Raw genomic sequence first — 18,612 nt, forward strand, 5'->3', positions numbered from 1 at the left:
GGGTCTGGTTGACCGTGACGGGGAGGCAACGGGATGACACAGGACGCCGCGGCCGAGGACTACGCGCTGCGCGTCTCCGGCTACCGCGAGGAGCTGGCGGCCCTGCGCGCCGGCGTGCACCCCGCTGGCGGCGTAACCGCCGACGGTCACACCGCCGGCGGGGTGACCGCCGAGGCGCGCGGCCGGGCCGCCGACGGCCAGGTCGAGGTGACGGCGGTGGACGGGCGGCTGCGCTCCGTCGAGCTGGCCGCGCCGTTGATGCGGCTGTCCGAGGACGAGCTGGGCCCCCTGGTCGAGCAGGCGGTGAACGACGCGCTGACCGCGTCCCGCAGCAGTCTGGCGGGCAGCGAACCGGTGCCCGACCTGTCCGCGCTGACCGGAAGCCTCGGGGCCGTCCTGGCCGAGAGCGAGGCGGCGATGCGCCGGCTCCACGGCGCGATCGCTGACGCCGTCGCCACCGCCGGACCGGCGACCGGGCTCGGCGGGGACGTCCCGGCGAACGGCCCGGCGGACCTCCTGCACCAGGTCCTGGACGTGCTGGGCACCGCAACCGGCGGGACGCCGCCCGACGACGGCGGGGACGAGCGGTGGACTGGGTCCGATGACGCCGGGACCGTGCGCGCGGAGGTCGACGGCTCGGCCCGGCTGACCCGGCTGGAGGTCACCCGCCCACCCCGCCGGCTGTCCTCGGCGGAGCTGGGCGAGTCGGTGGTGGTCGCGGTCAACCGCGCGCTGGAGCAGATCCCCCCGGCGGCGGCGCCGCAGGGGCTCGGCTCGGCCGCGCTCGACGCGCGGCTGCGCGAGCTGCAGGAGGCCAGCGTCCGCCAGATGTCCGCGCTCACCGGCGCACTGACCGGCGTGATGCAGACCATCCGGGAACCGGGACGATGACCGACGGAGGGGAGCGCTGATGGCCCGCGAGATCGAGATCGATCCCGAGTCGATCATCGGTGCGGGTGACGACATCGTCGCCTCGGCGCAGCGTATGCGCGCCGCACTGTCCGCGTTCGACGCCGAGCTGGCGGCCTTCGGCGCCCCGTGGGGCAACGACGACCTCGGCTCGCTCATCGGGATGGTGTACGAGACGATCCGCGACCTGGCGCTGGAGAGCTACGACGCGAACCTCGTCGAGATCGAGGACATCGGGAAGCTGAGCCGGGTGATGGGCCTCAACTACCAGGAGACCGAACGCATGATCACCGAGAGTCTCGGCCGCTTCCGTGAGGTGCTCGGCTGACATGGGAATGACCCTGCCCGGCGAGCTGGTGTCGCTTCTCGGCATGCTCGGCTACACCTGGCCCGAGGCCGACGAGACGAAGCTGCTGGAGATGGGTCAGGCGTGGCTCGCCTTCCCGGACCGGCTCCGGACTCCGGTGGCCGACGCCGACCGGTCGGCGCAGCAGATGTGGACCCAGAACCGCGACGACGCCATCGAACGTTTCCAGACGAGCTGGCAGGCCGCCGACTCGGCGAAGACCAACCTGGACGACGGCGCGTCCGCGGCGGCGCTCATCGGCACCGGGCTCATGGTGTGCGCCGGGATCGTCCTCGCGTTGAAGATCAACGTGATCGTGCAGCTGACGCTCCTCGCGATTCAGATCGCGCAGGCAGTCGCCACCGCCGCTGTCACGTTCGGTGCCTCCCTGCTGGAGATCCCGATCTTCAAGCTCATCACCGGTGTCCTCCTCGACCAGCTGCTCACCATGGCCACCGAAGCGGTGCTCGGTGGGTAAGCGGGGAAAGGCCGGTCTCTTCACGCCGGTGGAGAAATGGCTCCGGGCCCGGATGCGGCACCGCCGCTACGCGCACATCTTCCGCGGCCACGTGAACACCAACGCCACTCCGCCCCGGGGCACCGGCTTCCACCACCGGTTCATGGGGGAGAACCCGCCGGGTGCCCGGGTCCGGGTCGACGCGGACGGCCGCGAGATGATCCTCGAACGGCACGCCGACGGTACCTACCGGGCCCGCGTCGACGTGCAGGACGACGGCGGTGTCTGGCGCCAGAAGCGCGGTTCGAGCACCTTCTTCCCGGACAACTGGACGCCGCAGCGGGTCGACGAGACGATCGAGGGCGCGTTCCGGTCCGGCGGCCCGCACCCGGACGACCCGAACAAATGGCAGGGGAGGGCGAACGGGCTGCTCGTCGAGGGCTTCTACAATCCCGGTGGTACGACGTGGTACTCGGCTTGGCCGGTGGGGGGACGCTAGCTGTGGGTGACATCCAGTTCGGGCGCAATCAGAACGGCGCGCCCACCATGACCAGCGGTGACGCGCGTTTCCGCCCCTTCGCCTCCCAGCTCGTCAGCGACATCCAGACGTACGCCCCGGACTGCCTCGAGCTGCTGCAGTGCATCGACGACGTGATGTCCGGGCGCTCGGACTACGAGGAGTACGAGGGCAACTCCGCAGTGGTGCGTTGCACGCCGACCGGCGTCAGCGTGGACAGCCTCGGCCCGGTGCCGTCGGGAGCGTCGTACACGGTCGACGAGGCCCGCACCGTGATCCTCACCTACTTCGACTTCCTCGCCCCCTCGCCCGAGGAGAAGAAGCGCCACCTCGCCACCTGGGAGCGGGAGCACGGCGGCCCGTTCCCCGGGCGGCACCTGCTGCGTCTGCCCGGCTGACGCCGCTCAGCGGGCCAGCCGGGCGATAGCCGCCACGGAACGGTCCACGTCGGCCTCAGTGGTGGTCGCGTTCGACACCGAGATCCGCATCAGCCGCCGTCCCCGCCACGTCGTCCCACCGGCCCAGCACGTCCCGTCGGCCTGCACCGCGGCCACCACCCGGTCGGTGCGCGCGTCGTCGCCGAACCCGACAAGCACCTGGTTGAGCACCACGTCGTTCACCACCTCGAACCCGGCCGCGCTCAGCCCGTCGGCGAACCGCCGGGCTAGCGCGCAACACCGCTCCACCAGCGCGGCGACGCCGTCGCGGCCCAGCTCCCGCAGGCCCGCCCAGACCGCGAAGCCACGGGCGCGGCGCGAGGACTCCGCGGTCAGCTCCGCGCCTACGGGCACACCACCGGAACCCACGAGGTACGCGGCCGCGAGCGACATGGCCGCCGCGTGCGCGTCGGGCCGGGCGCAGAACGCGAACGCCGTGTCGTACGGCAGGTTGAGCCACTTGTGGCCGTCGCAGGCCCACGAGTCGGCGTTCTCCAGCCCGTCGACCAGGTGCCGGGTGGCCGGGCTGGCGGCGGCCCACAGTCCGAACGCGCCGTCCACGTGCGCCCAGCCGCCGTACCGGTGGACCAGGTCGCAGGCGCGGCGCAGGTCGTCGCACGCGCCGGTGTTCACGTTGCCCGTCTGCAGGCAGACGATGGTCGGGCCGGGACCGGCGTCGCGCAGCGCCGCGTCCAGGGCGTCCGGGTCGATCGCGCCCTGCGGGCCGGTCGGTACCGGGCGCAGCGCGTCGGTGCCGAGGCCGAGCAGCCGCAGCGACCTGTCGACGGTGGCGTGCCGTTCGGCGCCGGCGAACACGCGTACCGCAGGCGCGCCGGACAGGCCGCGTCGTTCGACGTCCCAGCCGGCGTCGGCGAGGACCTGGTGGCGGGCGGCGGCGAGCCCGGCGGTGTTGGCGGCCTGCCCGCCGGTGACGAACCCGACGGACGCGGTCGCCGGGATGCCGAGCAGTTCCTTGAGCCAGGTACCGGCGGCCGCCTCGGCGGCCACGGCGGCGGGCGAGGTGACCGCGTTGAACGCGTTCTGGTCCCACCCGGCGGCCAGCATGTCCGCGGCGGTGGCGGCGGGCGAGGCGCCGCCGATGACGAAGCCGAAGTAGCGCGGCCCGGCGGTGGCCACGAGTCCTGGTTCGGCGGCGGCCACCAGCTCCGCGAGGACCTGCTCGGGCGGGGTGGGCGCATCAGACAGCGGGCCGGCGAACGCCTCGTTCAGCGCGGCCTGGTCCACGGGTACGCCGACCGGCCGGTCCGGCAGGGACAGCCGGTAGTCGGCCGCGTGGTCGGCGGCGCGCCGGAACAGGTGCCTCAGCTCGTCCATCGCCGCACCCTAACCGAGGCCGCGTGCCATCCGAGCCGCCCTCATGAACGGTCCCGACCGCCGGTCACCGCGAGTGCGGCGTCGAGGCGGTCCAGGTGCGCGGCGACCGGCCCGACGGTGAGCAGGCCACTGCCCGCCCCGGCCAGCTCGCCCGCCGCCGGGGCGAGCGCGGCCCGGGCCCGCAGCATCACGTCCCGGTCGTCCAGCGCGACGGCGGCCCGGCCGGTCAGGCACCACAGCGCCTCCATGAGCAGGTCGCGCGGCGGTGCCGGGGTGCGACGCAACGCCCTGGCGGCCTCCTCGCGCCGCCCGTCGGCGAGCAGGAGCAGCGGGCGGGCCCAGGGCGCGTACGGGCCCCAGTCGGTGTCGGCGGTGAAGACGGCGGGCAGGTCGTGCCACACCCGCAGGCAGAGCAGCGCCAGCGGCGCCAGCCCGCGTTCCACGCCCGGCATGCCGCAGCCGGCCAGCCCACTCGCCCACGAGCGGTACGCCGCCTCCGCCTCCGGGTACGCGGCACCGCTGGCGGCGGTCCGCATGGCCCGGTAGCCGCCGGTGAACACGCCGACGAGCGGGCTCTCGTGCCGGGCGGCGAGCCGGTCCGCCGCCTCGGCGTGCGCGTCGGCGGCCGTGACGTCGGCGAGCGCGCCGCGCGACTGCACCCGGATCAGGTGGCCGAGGATCTCCACTGTGGCCAGGCCGTGCCGCGCGGCGAGCGCGACCAGTTCCGCGCCGATGGCGTCCCGCTGCGCGGCCAGTCCGGCGCGGTGGAACGTCTGCATGTACACGCCGTTGAGGGCCTGGGCCAGCAGCGCCGGGTCGGCCACCCGCCGGGCGATCGCCTCCGCCTCCCGCGCGGCCTCGGCGGGGCGCGGCGACGCCGTACCGCGGGACTCGATCGCGACGGTGGCCAGCAGCCGGGCGCGTGTCGCCTCCGGCGCATCAGGGTCCAGCCCGGCCAGGGCCCGCTCCGCCGCCGCCACGACCCGGGCCGCCTGCGCCGGGTCGTCGGAGCGGGTCCAGATCGCGGGTACGTCGTACCCGCCGATGACCCGCGCGGTGAACTCCGGGTCGCCCAGTTGCTCGGCCGCCGTGATGGCCGCCTCACGCTGGTCCCGGGCCGCCTCCAGTCCACCCGGCCCGGTCACCGCGAGGCTGCGCAGCAGCCCGACAGTGGACTCCAGCCGGGCCCGCGCGCCGGGCACCACACTGCGCTCGTACGCCGCCGCGGTCTCCGCCCAGACCCGCGCCGGACCTGTCGGCTCGGGTTCGGCCTGGCGCAGCAGGTCGGTCTCCAGCCGCCGCAGCCGCGGTCCCGGGTCCAGGCCGAGCTGGTCGCGCAGCAGTTCCCGGGCGCGGCGCAGCACGGCGAGCGCGTCGGCCTGCCGTCCGGCCCGGTAGAGCGCCGACGCCAGCAGCGCCCACCCGTCCTCCCGCCACGGGCACGCGGCGACGTGGGCGTCGAGATCGGGTACGGCGTCGGCAGCCCGGTCCAGCGCCAGCAGCGCCTCGGCCCGCCGCTCCACGGCGGTCAGCCGGATCTGGTCGAGCCGGGCGCGTTCGGCGTGCGCCCACGGCTGGTCGAAGTCGGCGTACGCGGGCCCGCGCCACCAGCCCAGCGCCTCGTCGAGCCGGTCCAGCGCCGCCCGGGGCAGCGCGTCGGCGACAGCGGTGACGGCGTCCTCGAACCGCCAGGCGTCGACGGTGCCCGGGGCGGCGCGCAGCGCGTACCCCGGTCCGTCGGTGACCAGCAGCCGGGCCGGCTCGCGTGGCGGACGGTGCGGTTCCAGGCGGCGGCGCAGCGCCGCGACGAACGTGCGGACCGCGCCCACCGCGCCGGCCGGCGGGTCGTCCCACAGGTCGTCGACGATCTGCCCGACCGGAACGGTCCGGCCCCGGGCGGCGACCAGCCGCGCCAGCACGGCCCGGTGCCGGGGCCCCTTCAGGTCGACCGGCGCACCCGAGTCGTCCCAGGCCGTGACCGGACCCAGCACACCGAAACCGACAGGCACCGACCCTCCTCGACCAGGGGTCACCGTATCGCGCTCATCGGTTGCTCATCGGGCGCCGCCACGCTGGTCAGGTACGACGAGACGAAAGAGGGATCGAGATGAGCACCGTCATCGCGGAATTCGACTACCAGCGCGTTCCGGTCGCCGAGGGTGTGACGCTGAACGTGGCGGTGGGCGGCTCCGGCAGCCCGGTCGTGCTGCTGCACGGCTTCCCGCAGACCCACCTGATGTGGCGGCACGTCGCCGCCGACCTGGCCGGCGAGCACACGGTGATCTGCCCGGACCTGCGCGGCTACGGCGCCAGCGACAGGCCGGCCGCTGATACCGAGGACACGTACAGCAAGCGGACCATGGCCGCCGACGTGGTGGCGCTGGCCCGCGCGCTCGGCCACGAGCGGTTCGCGCTGGCCGGGCACGACCGGGGCGCGCTGGTCGCGGTCCGGGCCGGCCTGGACCACCCGGACGTGGTCACCCACCTGGCGTCGCTCGACGTCCTGCCCACCCTCGACATGTGGGACGTGCTGCACGGCGTGAACGCCTCGGTGGCGTTCCACCTCTACCTGATGGCGCAGCCGCCCGGCCTGCCGGAGCAGATGATCGCGGCCAGCGCCGACGCGTTCTTCGGGTACTTCCTCGACGCCTGGGCCGGTGACCCGGCGGCCATGCCGGCGCAGGTGCGCGCCGAGTACCTGCGGGCCTCCCGGGAGGCGGTCGACTCGATCGTCGCCGACTACCGGGCGTCGGCCGGGATCGACGTGACGCACGACCGGGCGGACCGGGACGCCGGGCGGCGGCTGACCATGCCTACCACCGTCATCCAACAGGACTGGGGCGCCGCACTGGGCTACGACGCGGCAGCCGTGTGGCGGGCCTGGGCCCCGGACCTGGAGCACCGCACCACCACTGCCGGGCACTTCATGGCCGAGGAGGCACCGGGCGAGATCGCCGAGGCGCTGCGCGCGTTGGTCAAGCGGTAGGCGCTCCGAAGGCCGCTGGCGGACGTCATACCGTACGTTGTACGTTAGTGCCCTCGTCAACGGAGGGGGCACAGACGTGGAACACGCGATCCTCGCGGAGGGCCTGCGTAAGCGGTACGGGGGCACGGCCGCGCTCGACGGATTCGACCTGCGGGTACCGCCGGGCACCGTGTGCGGACTGCTCGGGCCCAACGGCGCCGGCAAGACCACGGCCGTCCGCATCCTGGCCACGCTGCTGCGCTTCGACGCCGGGCGGGCCGAGGTGGCCGGCTACGACGTGGCCGGGCAGGCCGACCGGGTGCGCCACCGCATCGGCCTGGTCGGCCAGCACCCGGCCGTGGACGAGGCACTGAGCGGGCGGGAGAACCTGGTCATCTTCGGCCGTCTGTTCCACCTGGACCGGGCCGGGGCGCGACGGCGGGCCACCGAACTGCTCGACCGGTTCGGGCTCGCCGACGCCGGCGCTCGGCCGGTCCGCACGTACTCCGGTGGCATGCGCCGCCGCCTCGACCTGGCCGCCGGCATGATCCTCGCGCCGTCGGTGCTGTTCCTCGACGAGCCGACCACGGCGCTGGACCCGCGCGGCCGCAACGAGGTGTGGGAGGCGGTACGCGACCTGGTACGCGGCGGCACCACGGTGCTGCTGACCACGCAGTACCTGGACGAGGCCGACCAGCTCGCCGACCGGGTCTGCGTGCTCGACGCCGGGCGGGTGATCGCCGAGGGCACCCCTGATGCGCTCAAGTCCCGCCTCGGCGGCGACCGGATCGACCTCGTCGTCCGCGACGCCGCCGACCTGGCCACCGCCGCCGCGCGGCTGCGCGCCGTGGCCCGTACCGAACCGGCAGTCGACCCGGACCGGCGGGCGGTCAGCGCCCAGGTCGGCGACCGGGCCGGCGCGCTGACCGAGGTGCTGCGCGCGCTGGACGCCGACGGCGTGGACGTGGCCGACGTGGCGCTGCGGCGACCCACACTGGACGAGGTGTTCCTCCATCTCACCGGCGGGCCGTCCGCCGACCGGACCGGTGTGGAGGTGACCGCGTGACGGCGATCGTGACCCCGGCCCGGCGTGCGTCGCTTGCCGGTGACGGCCTGACGCTGACCGGTCGTGCGCTGGCGCACTGGCGGCGCGAGCCCGGTCCGCTGGTCGGCTCCCTGGGCTTCGACATCCTGATGGTGCTGATGTTCGCGTACCTGTTCGGCGGCGCGCTCCAGGTACCGGGCGGCGGCAGCTACCGCGAGTTCCTGATGCCCGGCATGTTCGCCATGACGATGGTCTTCGGTATCAGCATGACCACCATGGCGGTCTCGGCGGACCTGGAGCGCGGCGTCACCGACCGGCTGCGATCCATGCCGGTGTCCCGGCTGGCCCCGCTGCTCGGCCGCGCTGTGGCCGACCTGATGTTCGCGGTGGTGACGCTCGCCGTCATGCTGCTCGTCGGCCTTGCCGTCGGGTGGCGGGCGCGCGGCGACCTCGGTGACACGCTCGCCGCGCTCGGGCTGATCCTGCTGCTGCGGTTCGCGCTGGTCTGGGTGGGCGTCTTCCTCGGCCTGACCGTGAAGGGGCAGAGTGCGGTGACAGCGGTGCAGACGCTGGAGTTCCCGCTGGGCTTCCTGTCCAGCGCGTTCGTGGCGCCGTCCACCATGCCGGCATGGCTGGGTGCGGTCGCCGAGTGGAATCCGCTGTCCGCGACCGTCGGCGCCACCCGCGAGCTGTTCGGCAACCCCGGCTGGGGCGGCGACTCGTGGGTGGCCGCGCACCACCCGCTGCTGGCGGTGCTCTGGCCGCTGGTCCTGGTCGCGGTGTTCCTGCCGCTGTCGCTGCACCGCTACCGGGCGCTGAGCCGCTGAACCGGTCCCCGGGGGCGGCCGCCGAGCCGCCCCCGGGGCACCGGTCACGGCCCGGTCAGCACGACCAGTTCGCCGGTGGCGCGGGTCATCGCGACGTACCGGTCCACCGCCCCGGCGACCCCGTCACCGAACGCCTCCGGGTCGACGAGCACCACCAGGTCGAACTCCAGCCCCTTCGCCAGCACCGGGCTCAGCGACCGGACCCGCTCCGAGGCCGGCAACGCCGGATCGCCGATGACGCACGCGACACCCTCGCGGTGGGCGGCGAGCCAGCCGTCCACCACCGCGCGCAGCTCCGCGCGGGCGCCGTACCGCACCGGAGCGCCGTCGCGGATCGACGTGGGCACGTTGGCATCCGGCAGCACGGCCCGGATCACCGGCTCGGCCGCCGCCATCACCTGCGCCGGAGTGCGGTAGTTGACGGACAGCGTCGCCACCTCGACGTGGTCGAACCCGGCCCGCGCCAGCCGCTGCGGCCACGACTCGGTGAACCCGTGCCGCGCCTGCGCCCGGTCACCGACCACCGTGAAGCTGCGCGACGGGCAGCGCGCCAGCAGCATCTGCCACTGCGCGTCGGTCAGCTCCTGCGCCTCGTCCACCACGACGTGCGCGAACGGCCCGGCCAGCAGGTCCGGATCGGCAGCGCTCAACACGCTTTCGTCGACCAGGCTGGTGCGCATGTCCTCGCCGTACAGCATGGTCATCAGACCCTCGCCGTCGTCGTAGGCGTGCGACGCGATCAGCGCGTCGACCACCGTGTCCATCTCGGCACGCTGCGCGGCCAGCACCCCCTCGTCGCGGCGCCGCCGCAGCGACGCCTCCGGGTCGCCGATCCGCCGCCGGGCCGCGTCCAGCCACGGCAGGTCGGCCACCGTCCAGGCCCGGGGGTCGGCCCGCCGCAGCGTACGGATCTCCTCGACGCTCAGCCAGGGGGCACACCGGCGCAGGTAGGCCGGCACGGACCACAGGTCGGCCACCACGTCGAGCGGGTCGAGCAGCGGCCACGCCCGGCCGAACGCGGTGACCAGTTCCCGGTCGCGCCCCAGCGCGCGGCGGACCGCCTCCTCCGGCTCGTCGCCGCGGTACTTCTCCACCAGGATCGTGAGCAGTTCCTCCCACACCTCGTCGCGGGCCTCGTTGTGCGGGACGCCCGGCCCGGCCGCCTCGAACGCCGTCGCCCAGTCGCCGGCGGTCAGCCGCAGCTCGGCGTCCCCGACACCGACCGTCGTGCCGGTCGCGGGCGGCTCCTCGTAGAACCGGACCGCGGCGTCGACAACGCGCACCAGTTCCCCGGACGCCTTCAGCCGCGCCACCTCCGGGTCGGTCTCCGGCGCCGCCGCCGCGCCCTCCGGCACCAGGTCGGCCAGGGTGCAGATCTGCACGTCCTCCTCGCCCAGGCTGGGCAGCACGTCGGAGACGTAGTTCAGGTACGGCTGGTGCGGCCCGACCACCAGCACCCCGCCCCGGCGCTCGCCCAGCCGCGGGTCGGCGTGCAGCAGGTACGCGGTGCGGTGCAGCGCCACCACCGTCTTGCCGGTGCCGGGACCGCCGTCGACCACCAGCGCGCCCCGCGACCCGGCCCGGATGATCGCGTCCTGGTCGGCCTGGATGGTGCCGAGCACGTCGCGCATCCGCGCCGACCGGGTGGCGCCCAGGCTGGCGATGAACGCCGACTGGTCGTCCAGCGCGGCGTGCCCGGCCAGCCCGTCGGCGGTGAACACCTCGTCCCAGTAGTCGGTGATCCGGCCGCCGGTCCACCGGTACCGGCGGCGGCTGACCAGGCCCATCGGGTCGGCGTGGGTCGCCCCGAAGAACGGCTCGGCGGCGGGGGAGCGCCAGTCCAGCAGCAGCCGGCCGCCCGCGCCGTCGGTCAGGCCGAGCCGGCCCACGTACACCGGTTCGCCGCCGTCCGCGCCGACCATCCGGCCCAGGCACAGGTCCAGGCCGTAACGGCGCAGCGTACGCAGGCGTGCGCTCAACCGCCGGACCTCCTGGTCCCGGTCGACCGCCTGCCGGCCCCGGCCGCCCGCGGCCCGGCGCGTGGCGTCGAGCCGGTCGGTCAGGTCGGCGATCGAGCGGCGCAGGCTGTCGGCGATGGCGGCGAAGTGCCGCTCGTCGGCGGCGATCAGATCGGGGTCGGCCTTCGCCGACAGTCGCTCGGGAAGATCGAAAACGCTCGTGGCAGGCAGATTCAACTCGTCTCCGATCACGGGCACGGCCGAGCCTCCGCTCTTCGCGGCTTTCGAATGGCACGGCAATGGGTTACGGCCGGCAATTGTGCGCCCCGACCCCGGTCTTGCGGCAAGACCGGGGGTGCGCTATATGTTGGTAGTGGCGGGAGAACCCGCCATTCTTTTTGCGCGGACAATTCTCGGGCCCCCCTTTTCCGGCGTCCCGCCGACGGCTGGTGACCGGCCCGGCCGGTAGGATGACGGCACCATGTCGAAGGAGCGCCGGCGCAAGGCCGATCCCGCCCGCAGCCTGGCCCTTCTCTGGCGCACCCGGGAACCGGCCAGCCGCGGCGCCGGTCCCGGTCTCAGCGTGGACCGGATCGTGCGTACCGCGATCGAGATCGCCGACGCCGAGGGCATCGACGCGCTCACCATGCGCCGGGTCAGCGAGGCGCTCGGCGTGGGCACCATGTCCGTCTACACGTACGTGCCGGGAAAGGCCGAACTGCTCGACGTCATGGTGGACGCCGTCCTCGGTGACCTGCCGCGCCCGGCCGGCGTGCCGGGTGGCTGGCGGGGCCGGCTGGAACGCATCGCGCGGGACAATCTCGCCCTCTACCGGGCCCACCCGTGGCTGCTGCGCGCCGAGACGACACGGCCGGTCCTCGGCCCGAACGTGCTCGCCAAGTACGACTACGAACTGCACGCCGTCGCGGAGATCGGGCTCGACGACGTGGAGATGGACGCGGTGCTCACGCTCGTGCTGGGGCACGCCAAGAACGCGGCCCGGGTCGCGCTGGACGTGGCCGAGCTGGAACGTGAGACCGGGATGACCGACGACCAGTGGTGGCGCACGCACGGGCCCTGGCTGGAGAAGTTCATGACCGCCGGCAGTTTCCCGCTCGCCGCGCGGGTCGGCACCGCCGCCGGGATGGCGCACGGCGCGGCGTACGGGCCGGACCACGCCTTCGAGTTCGGTCTCCAGCGGGTGCTCGACGGCATCTCGGTGGTGGTGGCCGAGCGTGCCGGTGACGAGCCGGCACCCGGGAAGACCTTGTAATCCTACTGATCAAGTAGGAAACTCGCGGAGGGGACCGTGGGCGGCCGCCTCGTTCCACGACGTCACGGTCCGCCCCGCCGCGCCGTCCGTCCCGCTCGTCTGGAGGAACACCGTGACCGAGCCCGCCGACACCCCGGTCGACGCCGACGCCGACGCGGTGCGGACGCTGCTGCGGCACCAGGCCAGCACCGTCACGGTGGTCACCGCCGCCGGACCACCGGCGGCCGGGTTCACCGCCACGTCGTTCACCGCGGTGTCGCTGCGACCGCCCATCGTCTCGTTCTGCCTGGACCGGGGCTCGTCGAGCTGGCCGGTGGTGTCCCGGGCCCGGCACGTCGGGGTGCACCTGCTCGGGCACGGCCAGCACGAGCTGGCCCGGACGTTCGCCACCAGCGGGATCGACCGGTTCGCCGGGCCGACCCGCTGGCGGCCCGGACCGGAAGGGGTGCCGGTCCTCGACGACACGCTGGCCTGGCTGCTGTGCCGGGTGGTGGACCGGGTGGTCGTCGGCGACCACGCCGTGGTGCTCGCCGAACCGGAACTGCTGCGGCACGCCGACGTCGGCTCGCCGCTGCTCTACCACAGGGGGCGGTACGCGGGCCTGGCCGACACGACCGACCCCGGCGACCGCCGCTCCGCCGCCTGACCGGCCGCCGCTATCGTGGCCGCGTGATCACCTGCGTCGTGCACTACACGATCGACCCCGCACAGATCGAGGCGTTCGAGCGCTTCGCCCGTACCTGGATGCGGCTGGTGACGCGGCACGGCGGCGTGCACCACGGCTACTTCCTGCCCGCCGAGGGCGCCAGCGACCGGGCCGAGGCGCTGTTCAGCTTCTCCAGCCTCGCGGCGTACGAGCAGTACCGGACCCGGTTCGGCGTGGACCCGGAGTTCGTCGCCGCCGACCGGATCCGCGAGGAGTCGGGCTGCGTCCTGCGGTACGAGCGCACCTTCATGCGCCCGCTCCTGCCCACCGACTGACAGCCCGGCCGGCCCGGGGCTACCGAGGCGGGTGCGGGCCCTCTGCCGCTGCGGCGTACCGGCGGGCCAGGCGGGCGAACGCCTCGCGCAGTTCCGGCGGCCCGACCACCTCGATGTCGGCGTCGTAGCGGCCGAGCACGGCGGCCAGCCCGGGCCACGACCAGGCGCCCAGCACCAGCCGGCAGCGGTCCGGGCCCAGCGCCTCGACGATCCCGTCGCGGGTCCACCCGGACACCACCCGGGCGGGCAGGTCGAGGATCACCTCGCCCCGGCAGGGCCAGTCGCCCGGCCCGGTGGCGCCCTTGAACCGCCCGGCGACGTACGCGGCCACGTCCCCGCCGGGCAGCTCACGGGGCGTGAAGCGGGGGCCGGTGGGCGTACGCGGGCTGATCCGGTCGACCCGGAACGTGCGCCAGTCGTCGCGGTCGAGGTCCCAGGCGACGAGGTACCAGCGCCCGCCCCAGGTGACCAGGTGGTGCGGCTGCACCCGGCGCGGCGGCCGGCCCGCGACCGGCGGCGTCGTGGACACCGACTCGTAGTCGAAGCGCAGTTCCTCGCGGGCGTGCACGGCCGCGCTCAACGTCATCAGCAGCGCCGGTTCCACCCGGTGCTGTGCCGGCGTGCCGGCGCGTTGCACGTCGACCACCCGCAGCGCGTCCACCCGGTGCCGCAGCCGCGCCGGCATCACCTGCCGCACCGTGGTCAGCGCCCGCGCGGCCGCCTCCTCGATGCCGGTCACGCCACCGGCGGCGGTCTGCAACGCCACGGTGAGCGCCACTGCCTGCTCGTCGTCGAAGAGCAGCGGCGGCAGCGCCGAGCCGGCGCCCAGCCGGTAGCCGCCGTCCGGGCCCTTGGCGCTCTCGATCGGATAGCCCAGTTCCCGCAGGCGGTCGACGTCGCGGCGCACGGTACGCGGGCTGACCCGCAGCCGTTCGGCGAGCAGCGATCCGGGCCAGTCCCGTCGCGCCTGCAACAGGGACAGCAGGGCGAGCAGCCGGGCGGAGGTCTTCGGCACGACACGCATTCTGCCGCGAGAAGAGGACACTTCCTGACCGCTATGCCTGCGAGGGTGGACCCGTACCCGATCAGGACCGGAAGGAACCGATGACGATGACCGGCACCACCACGACCCCTGCCACCCTGGACGCCGAGCGGACCGACCTGCTGGCCGAGCTCGCCGAGGCCCGGAACATGCTGACCAACACGGTGCGTGGCCTGACCGACGAGCAGGCCGGGCAGAAGCCGACAGTCAGCGCGCTCTGCCTGGGCGGCCTGATCAAGCACGTCGCGTCCACCGAGGAGGCGTGGCTGCGGTTCGTGGTCGAGGGCCCGTCGGCGATGTCCTTCGCCATGCCCGAGGGCGTCACCTGGGAGGACTTCATGTCCGGGCAGGCTCGCGAGCTGCCGCAGTGGGCGATCGAGCGGGGACGGGACTTCCAGATGCTGCCCGAGGACACGCTGCCGGCCATCCTGGACCGGTACGCCCGCATCGCCGCCCGTACCGAGGAGATCATCGCCGGCGTCGAGGATCTGTCGGCCACCTGGCCGGTGCCGGACGCGCCGTGGAACGAGCCCGGTTCGGTCCGCAGCATCCGGCGGGTGCTGATCCACGTCATCGCCGAGACCACCCAGCACGCCGGGCACGCCGACATCCTGCGCGAGAGCATCGACGGCCAGACCACCACCTGAGCCGGCCGTGACAGTGCTCGACCAGCGTGCGCTCAACCGGGCCACGCTCGCCCGTCAGCTGCTGCTCGACCGCGCCGACCTGCCGGTGGCCGACGCGGTGGCGCACCTGTGCGGGTTGCAGGCCCAGGAGCCGCAGGAGCCGTACGTCGGGCTCTGGTCGCGGCTGCGGGCCTTCGACCCGGCGGTCCTGTCGGACCTGCTGGTGCGCCGCCGCCTGGTGCGTACCCACCTGATGCGCCGCACCGTGCACCTGCTCGCCGCCGCCGACGTGCTGGCCTGGCGGTCCCGGCACGACGCGATGCTGCGGCAGCGGGTGCTTGGCGTCTACCGCGGCGAGTTCGACGGGGTCGACCTCGACGAACTCGCCGCGGCCGCCCGGAAGGTCCTGGCCGACGGCGAACCCCGCACCACCGCCGAGATCGTGGGAGCGCTCGCCGCACGCTGGCCGGAGACCGACCGGCGGGCGCTCGGCGAGATCGTGCTCGCGCTGGTCCCGGCCGTGCAGGCCCCGCCGCGCGGACTGTGGCGGGCCACGGCCGGCGTCCGTACCGTCGCTCTGGCCCGGTGGCTGGGTCGCGACGCCGACCCGCCCGGCCCGGACGGCGACGACCCGGCCGGGCGGGCGCTGGTGCGGCGCTACCTGGCCGCGTTCGGCCCGGCCGCGTCGGCGGACCTGCGCGCCTGGTGCGGCCTCGCCGGGCTGCCCGCCGCGGTCGCGGCGGTCCGCGACGAACTGGTGGCCTTCCGGGACGCGCGCGGCCGCACGCTGCTGGACCTGCCGGGCGCGCCCCGGCCCGACCCGGACACCCCCGCGCCGGTACGGTTTTTGCCCGCCTTCGACAACGCGGTGCTCGGCTACCACGACCGCAGCCGGATCATCGACGACGACCACCGCAACCTCTCCGTCGCGGGCGCCCGGTTCGTGCTCGTCGACGGCCGGGTCGCCGCCACCTGGACGGTCGACGCGGGCGTCGTGGTGGTCACACCGCTGCGCGCCCTCGCCCGCGCCGAACGCGCGGCCGTCGCCGCCGAGGGCAGCGCCGTGGCGTCGTTCCTGTCCGAGGGCGACAACCAGGGGGTACGCGTCGCCGCCCGTTGAGCCGCACGTCAGGCGGTCGCCGCCGCCCGGCCCATCCGGGTGACCGCCTCGGTGAGCACGGCGGGGGAGGTGGCGAAGTTGAGCCGCACGAACCCGGCGCCGCCGGAGCCGAAGACGTGCCCGGAGCTGAGGGCCACCCGGGCCCGGTCGAGGAACATCCGCGCCGGACCGGCCACGTCGCTCGCCACCCCCGGTCCGCCGCCCGCCTCGGTGGGTACGCCGAGGCGCCGGCAGTCCAGCCAGGCCAGGTATGTGCCCTCGGGCGGCTGCCACGACACGGTCGGCAGGTGGTCGCTCAGCAGTGATCCGAGCAGCGCCCGGTTCGCGTCGAGGCCGTCGAGCAGCCGGTCCAGCCATGGCCCGCCGGCCCGGAACGCGGCGGTGTGCGCGAGCACCCCGAGGTGGCTGGGTCCGTGGCTGACCTCCTCCGGCATCCGGGCCAGGTCGTCCGCCGCGTCCGGCCCGGCGACCGCCAGCGCCGCCTTGAGCCCGGCCAGGTTCCACGCCTTCGACGCCGACAGCAGCGCGAACGCGTTCTCCGCACCAGGCACCGTCAGGTACGGGGTGAACCGCGCGCCGGGCAGCGCCAGCGGCGAGTGGATCTCGTCGGCCACCACCCGTACGCCGTGCCGGGCGGCCAGCTCGGCGACGGTGGTCAGCTCGTCGGGCCGGTGCACCACACCGGTCGGGTTGTGCGGGTTGCAGAGCAGGAACGCCGGGCGGTCGCCGATCGCGCGGGCGCGGCGGAACGCCTCCTCCAGCGCGGCCGGGTCGAGGCGCAGGTCCGCGCCGAGCGGCGCCTCGAGGACCTGCCGACCGGCGCTGGTGACGAACGCGTAGAACGGCGGGTAGACCGGGGGAGTGACCACCACCGCGTCACCAGGGCCGGTGACCAGGCGCAGCACCTCGACCGTACCCATCATCACGTCCGGCACCAGCGAGGTGCGGCCGACCGGGAAGTCGGCCCAGCCCCACCGCTGCGCGGCGAACCCGCCGACCGCCTCGGCGTACCCGGTGCCGAACGCGTAGCCGGTGTCGCCCAGCTCGACCGCCCGGCGCAGCGCCTCGGCCACCGGCGGCGCCAGCGGCACGTCCTGCTCGGCCACCCACAGCGGCAGCACGTCCGGCGGGTACAGCCGCCACTTCACGCTGGTGCGCTGCCGGAGCTGGTCGAGCGTGAGCTGGGTGAGCGGGTTGCCCTCGTCGGCGGAAACGACCATGCGGCCCACCCTAGGTACCTCCTACCATCGCCCGATGACCCACCCGGCGTACCCGCTGCGCACGCCCCGGCTGCTGCTGCGCCCGGTCACGCTCGGCGACCTCGACGACGTGCACGCCTGGCAGCGCCGCCCGGACGTGGTCCGCTGGATGGCCGGTGCCGCGCCGCGTACCCGGGCGGAGTCCCTGTCGTCGGTGACCGCGATGGCGGGCGAGGACGCGCTGCGCGCGGAGGGCGACTGCCTGACGCTCGCCGTGGTGCGCGACGCCCGGGTGATCGGCGCGGTCGAGCTGGTGTGGCGCAGCGCCGCGGACCGCACCGCCGAACTGGGGTACGTCTTCCACCCCGGCCACGGCGGCCGGGGGCTGGCCACGGAGGCGGCCGGCGCGCTGCTGGACTGGGGTTTCGACGGGTTCGGGCTGCACCGGGTGGTGGCCCGCTGCCACGCGGACAACGAGCCGTCGGCCCGCCTGATGGCCCGGCTCGGCATGCGCCGGGAGGCGCGGCACGTGCGCAGCTACCGGTTCCGGGACGGCTGGGCCGACCAGCTCGTCTACGCGATCCTGGCCGACGAGTGGCGGTCCCGGCCGGTCAGTGCGGGCTGACCGCGCTCAGTCCACCCGCCCCGGCGAGCAGCACGGTGTCCGGGTCGAGGGCGTGCAGCGAGTCGATCCGGCGTAGCCCGGTGGTCCGCTCGTCGACGCCGTCGTCGTCCACGCGCAGCAGGGCGCCGCAGCGGCGCGCCACCACGTGACTGTCGCCGGCCGGCGCGACGCCCTCCGCCGGCGGATCGCCCGGACCCACCCGCCGGTGGACGGCGCCGGTGACCACGTCGACGGCGGTCAGGCCACCCCGGGTGTCGCGTACCCAGGCCAGGGTGCCCGTGACGGCGGGCGCGCCCGGGGTGAGGTCGGCCTCGGCGCGGAAGAACTCCTCGCCGTCGCCGGATCCGAGGTGGACCCGCCGGATGGTGCGCGGGCCGCACCGGAACAGCGCGTGGTCGTTGTCGACGGTGACGAGGGCCGGGGAGTGGTCGCTGTCCGTCAGCGGCTCGGGCAGGGCGAGCCGGCGCACCTCGTCGCCGCTGGCGGCGTCGAGTATCCGCAGCTCGGACCCCCCGTGGGTGCCCACCACGACGACGCCACCGGCAACCGCGGGCCGTACCGTGGCCACCCGCTCGGCGGTGGCCCACCGCGTCGTCCCGGTCTCCCGGTCCAGCGCGCGCAGTGCGGTGTAGCCGCGCCACCCGCCCAGCAGCACGGTGTCCCCGCCCACCACGAGATGACCGGTGTACGGCGGCACCGGCGCGCGCCACACCAGCGCTCCGGTGCGCAGGTCGAGGCAGTCCACCTCGTCCCGGTTCTGCGGCAGCGCCCAGCACCGCCCGCCCGCCACGACCACCGCCCGGGGCCAGGTGCCCAGCGGTACGTCCCAGCGCGCGTCGCCGGTCGCGGCGTCCAGCCCGGCCAGGCGGGTGGCGCGTTCGTGGGCCACCACGTACCCGGAGGCCACCGCGACGGCTTGCGGGCCGCGCATGTGCGACGGTCTGCTCCAC

At 74.9% G+C, this 18,612-nt stretch carries 20 protein-coding genes; 14 read left to right on the forward strand and 6 right to left on the reverse strand.

The genetic code is table 11. From position 1 onward, the window contains the following. Nucleotides 1-33: 33 nt before the first annotated feature. Genes ACPCK6_RS11465 through ACPCK6_RS11485 form a run of 5 tightly spaced genes read left to right on the forward strand, consistent with a single transcriptional unit; the run spans nucleotide 34 to nucleotide 2,627 of the window. The gene (locus ACPCK6_RS11465) at nucleotides 34-891 is read left to right on the forward strand and encodes a hypothetical protein (protein ID WP_423481090.1); all 858 of its coding nucleotides are present in this window, start codon (nucleotides 34-36) and stop codon (nucleotides 889-891) included. Nucleotides 892-910: 19 nt separating this feature from the next. Then, nucleotides 911-1,237: a hypothetical protein gene (locus ACPCK6_RS11470; RefSeq protein WP_151499447.1), complete on the forward strand. Its 327-nt coding sequence runs from the start codon at nucleotides 911-913 to the stop codon at nucleotides 1,235-1,237. 1 nt (nucleotide 1,238) lies between these two features. Beyond that, nucleotides 1,239-1,733 carry a WXG100-like domain-containing protein gene (locus ACPCK6_RS11475; RefSeq protein WP_396883063.1) on the forward strand — a complete coding sequence of 165 codons (495 nt, stop codon included), beginning with the start codon at nucleotides 1,239-1,241 and terminating at the stop codon, nucleotides 1,731-1,733. Between the two features lie 28 nt (nucleotides 1,734-1,761). Further along, nucleotides 1,762-2,211, forward strand: coding sequence for an EndoU domain-containing protein (locus tag ACPCK6_RS11480; RefSeq protein ID WP_139135500.1), 450 nt, complete (start codon nucleotides 1,762-1,764; stop codon nucleotides 2,209-2,211). Nucleotides 2,212-2,213: 2 nt separating this feature from the next. Then, on the forward strand, nucleotides 2,214-2,627 hold the full coding sequence (locus ACPCK6_RS11485) for a hypothetical protein (protein ID WP_396883062.1): 414 nt from the start codon (nucleotides 2,214-2,216) through the stop codon (nucleotides 2,625-2,627). Between the two features lie 6 nt (nucleotides 2,628-2,633). On the opposite strand, the gene ACPCK6_RS11490 is transcribed toward ACPCK6_RS11485, so the two are convergent. Both ACPCK6_RS11490 and ACPCK6_RS11495 read right to left on the reverse strand, forming a co-directional pair. Further along, nucleotides 2,634-4,001, reverse strand: coding sequence for a pyridoxal phosphate-dependent decarboxylase family protein (locus ACPCK6_RS11490; protein WP_423481091.1), 1,368 nt, complete (start codon nucleotides 3,999-4,001; stop codon nucleotides 2,634-2,636). Between the two features lie 41 nt (nucleotides 4,002-4,042). Continuing rightward, nucleotides 4,043-6,010, reverse strand: coding sequence for an AfsR/SARP family transcriptional regulator (locus tag ACPCK6_RS11495; protein ID WP_423481092.1), 1,968 nt, complete (start codon nucleotides 6,008-6,010; stop codon nucleotides 4,043-4,045). A gap of 98 nt (nucleotides 6,011-6,108) precedes the next feature. Here ACPCK6_RS11495 and ACPCK6_RS11500 point away from each other — a divergent pair, with 98 nt between their 5' ends. The 3 genes from ACPCK6_RS11500 to ACPCK6_RS11510 all read left to right on the forward strand — a co-directional run bounded on the left by ACPCK6_RS11500 (nucleotide 6,109) and on the right by ACPCK6_RS11510 (nucleotide 8,838). Then, a complete protein-coding gene (locus ACPCK6_RS11500) occupies nucleotides 6,109-6,987 on the forward strand; it encodes an alpha/beta fold hydrolase (protein WP_423481093.1) in 879 nt (292 codons plus the stop codon). A gap of 76 nt (nucleotides 6,988-7,063) precedes the next feature. Beyond that, a complete protein-coding gene (locus ACPCK6_RS11505; protein WP_423481094.1) occupies nucleotides 7,064-8,032 on the forward strand; it encodes an efflux ABC transporter ATPase subunit, DrrA-related in 969 nt (322 codons plus the stop codon). Further along, a complete protein-coding gene (locus ACPCK6_RS11510) occupies nucleotides 8,029-8,838 on the forward strand; it encodes an ABC transporter permease (protein ID WP_396883057.1) in 810 nt (269 codons plus the stop codon). Before ACPCK6_RS11505 ends, ACPCK6_RS11510 begins: the two co-directional genes overlap by 4 nt. Nucleotides 8,839-8,882: 44 nt before the next feature. Here the strand turns inward: ACPCK6_RS11510 and helR are convergent, their stop codons facing one another. Further along, the gene (gene helR, locus ACPCK6_RS11515) at nucleotides 8,883-11,054 is read right to left on the reverse strand and encodes an RNA polymerase recycling motor ATPase HelR (protein ID WP_423481095.1); all 2,172 of its coding nucleotides are present in this window, start codon (nucleotides 11,052-11,054) and stop codon (nucleotides 8,883-8,885) included. 223 nt (nucleotides 11,055-11,277) lie between these two features. On the opposite strand from helR, the gene ACPCK6_RS11520 reads away from it, so the two are divergent. From ACPCK6_RS11520 to ACPCK6_RS11530, 3 genes are all read left to right on the forward strand, one after another. After that, nucleotides 11,278-12,069, forward strand: a complete 792-nt coding sequence (locus ACPCK6_RS11520; RefSeq protein WP_423481096.1) for a TetR/AcrR family transcriptional regulator — start codon at nucleotides 11,278-11,280, stop codon at nucleotides 12,067-12,069. Between the two features lie 112 nt (nucleotides 12,070-12,181). Continuing rightward, a complete protein-coding gene (locus ACPCK6_RS11525) occupies nucleotides 12,182-12,715 on the forward strand; it encodes a flavin reductase family protein (protein ID WP_423481097.1) in 534 nt (177 codons plus the stop codon). Nucleotides 12,716-12,738: 23 nt separating this feature from the next. Further along, the gene (locus ACPCK6_RS11530) at nucleotides 12,739-13,050 is read left to right on the forward strand and encodes an NIPSNAP family protein (RefSeq protein WP_396883053.1); all 312 of its coding nucleotides are present in this window, start codon (nucleotides 12,739-12,741) and stop codon (nucleotides 13,048-13,050) included. Between the two features lie 19 nt (nucleotides 13,051-13,069). Here ACPCK6_RS11530 and ACPCK6_RS11535 read toward each other — a convergent pair whose 3' ends face one another. Further along, complete coding sequence (locus ACPCK6_RS11535; RefSeq protein WP_396883052.1) at nucleotides 13,070-14,074, reverse strand: helix-turn-helix transcriptional regulator; 1,005 nt, start codon at nucleotides 14,072-14,074, stop codon at nucleotides 13,070-13,072. A gap of 86 nt (nucleotides 14,075-14,160) precedes the next feature. On the opposite strand from ACPCK6_RS11535, the gene ACPCK6_RS11540 reads away from it, so the two are divergent. Together ACPCK6_RS11540 and ACPCK6_RS11545 are read left to right on the forward strand one after the other, a co-directional pair. Continuing rightward, the gene (locus tag ACPCK6_RS11540; protein WP_396883051.1) at nucleotides 14,161-14,739 is read left to right on the forward strand and encodes a DinB family protein; all 579 of its coding nucleotides are present in this window, start codon (nucleotides 14,161-14,163) and stop codon (nucleotides 14,737-14,739) included. Nucleotides 14,740-14,746: 7 nt separating this feature from the next. Beyond that, complete coding sequence (locus ACPCK6_RS11545) at nucleotides 14,747-15,838, forward strand: winged helix DNA-binding domain-containing protein (protein WP_423481098.1); 1,092 nt, start codon at nucleotides 14,747-14,749, stop codon at nucleotides 15,836-15,838. Nucleotides 15,839-15,846: 8 nt separating this feature from the next. On the opposite strand, the gene ACPCK6_RS11550 is transcribed toward ACPCK6_RS11545, so the two are convergent. Continuing rightward, the gene (locus ACPCK6_RS11550; RefSeq protein ID WP_423481099.1) at nucleotides 15,847-17,058 is read right to left on the reverse strand and encodes a MalY/PatB family protein; all 1,212 of its coding nucleotides are present in this window, start codon (nucleotides 17,056-17,058) and stop codon (nucleotides 15,847-15,849) included. A gap of 34 nt (nucleotides 17,059-17,092) precedes the next feature. On the opposite strand from ACPCK6_RS11550, the gene ACPCK6_RS11555 reads away from it, so the two are divergent. Beyond that, nucleotides 17,093-17,662 carry a GNAT family N-acetyltransferase gene (locus tag ACPCK6_RS11555; RefSeq protein ID WP_423481100.1) on the forward strand — a complete coding sequence of 190 codons (570 nt, stop codon included), beginning with the start codon at nucleotides 17,093-17,095 and terminating at the stop codon, nucleotides 17,660-17,662. Here the strand turns inward: ACPCK6_RS11555 and ACPCK6_RS11560 are convergent. Continuing rightward, the gene (locus tag ACPCK6_RS11560) at nucleotides 17,649-18,593 is read right to left on the reverse strand and encodes an outer membrane protein assembly factor BamB family protein (RefSeq protein WP_423481101.1); all 945 of its coding nucleotides are present in this window, start codon (nucleotides 18,591-18,593) and stop codon (nucleotides 17,649-17,651) included. The genes ACPCK6_RS11555 and ACPCK6_RS11560 overlap by 14 nt on opposite strands. Nucleotides 18,594-18,612 lie beyond the last annotated feature (19 nt).

The sequence above is a fragment of the Micromonospora sp. AB353 genome, assembly GCF_049538395.1.
GTDB classification, from domain to species: domain Bacteria; phylum Actinomycetota; class Actinomycetes; order Mycobacteriales; family Micromonosporaceae; genus Micromonospora; species Micromonospora aurantiaca.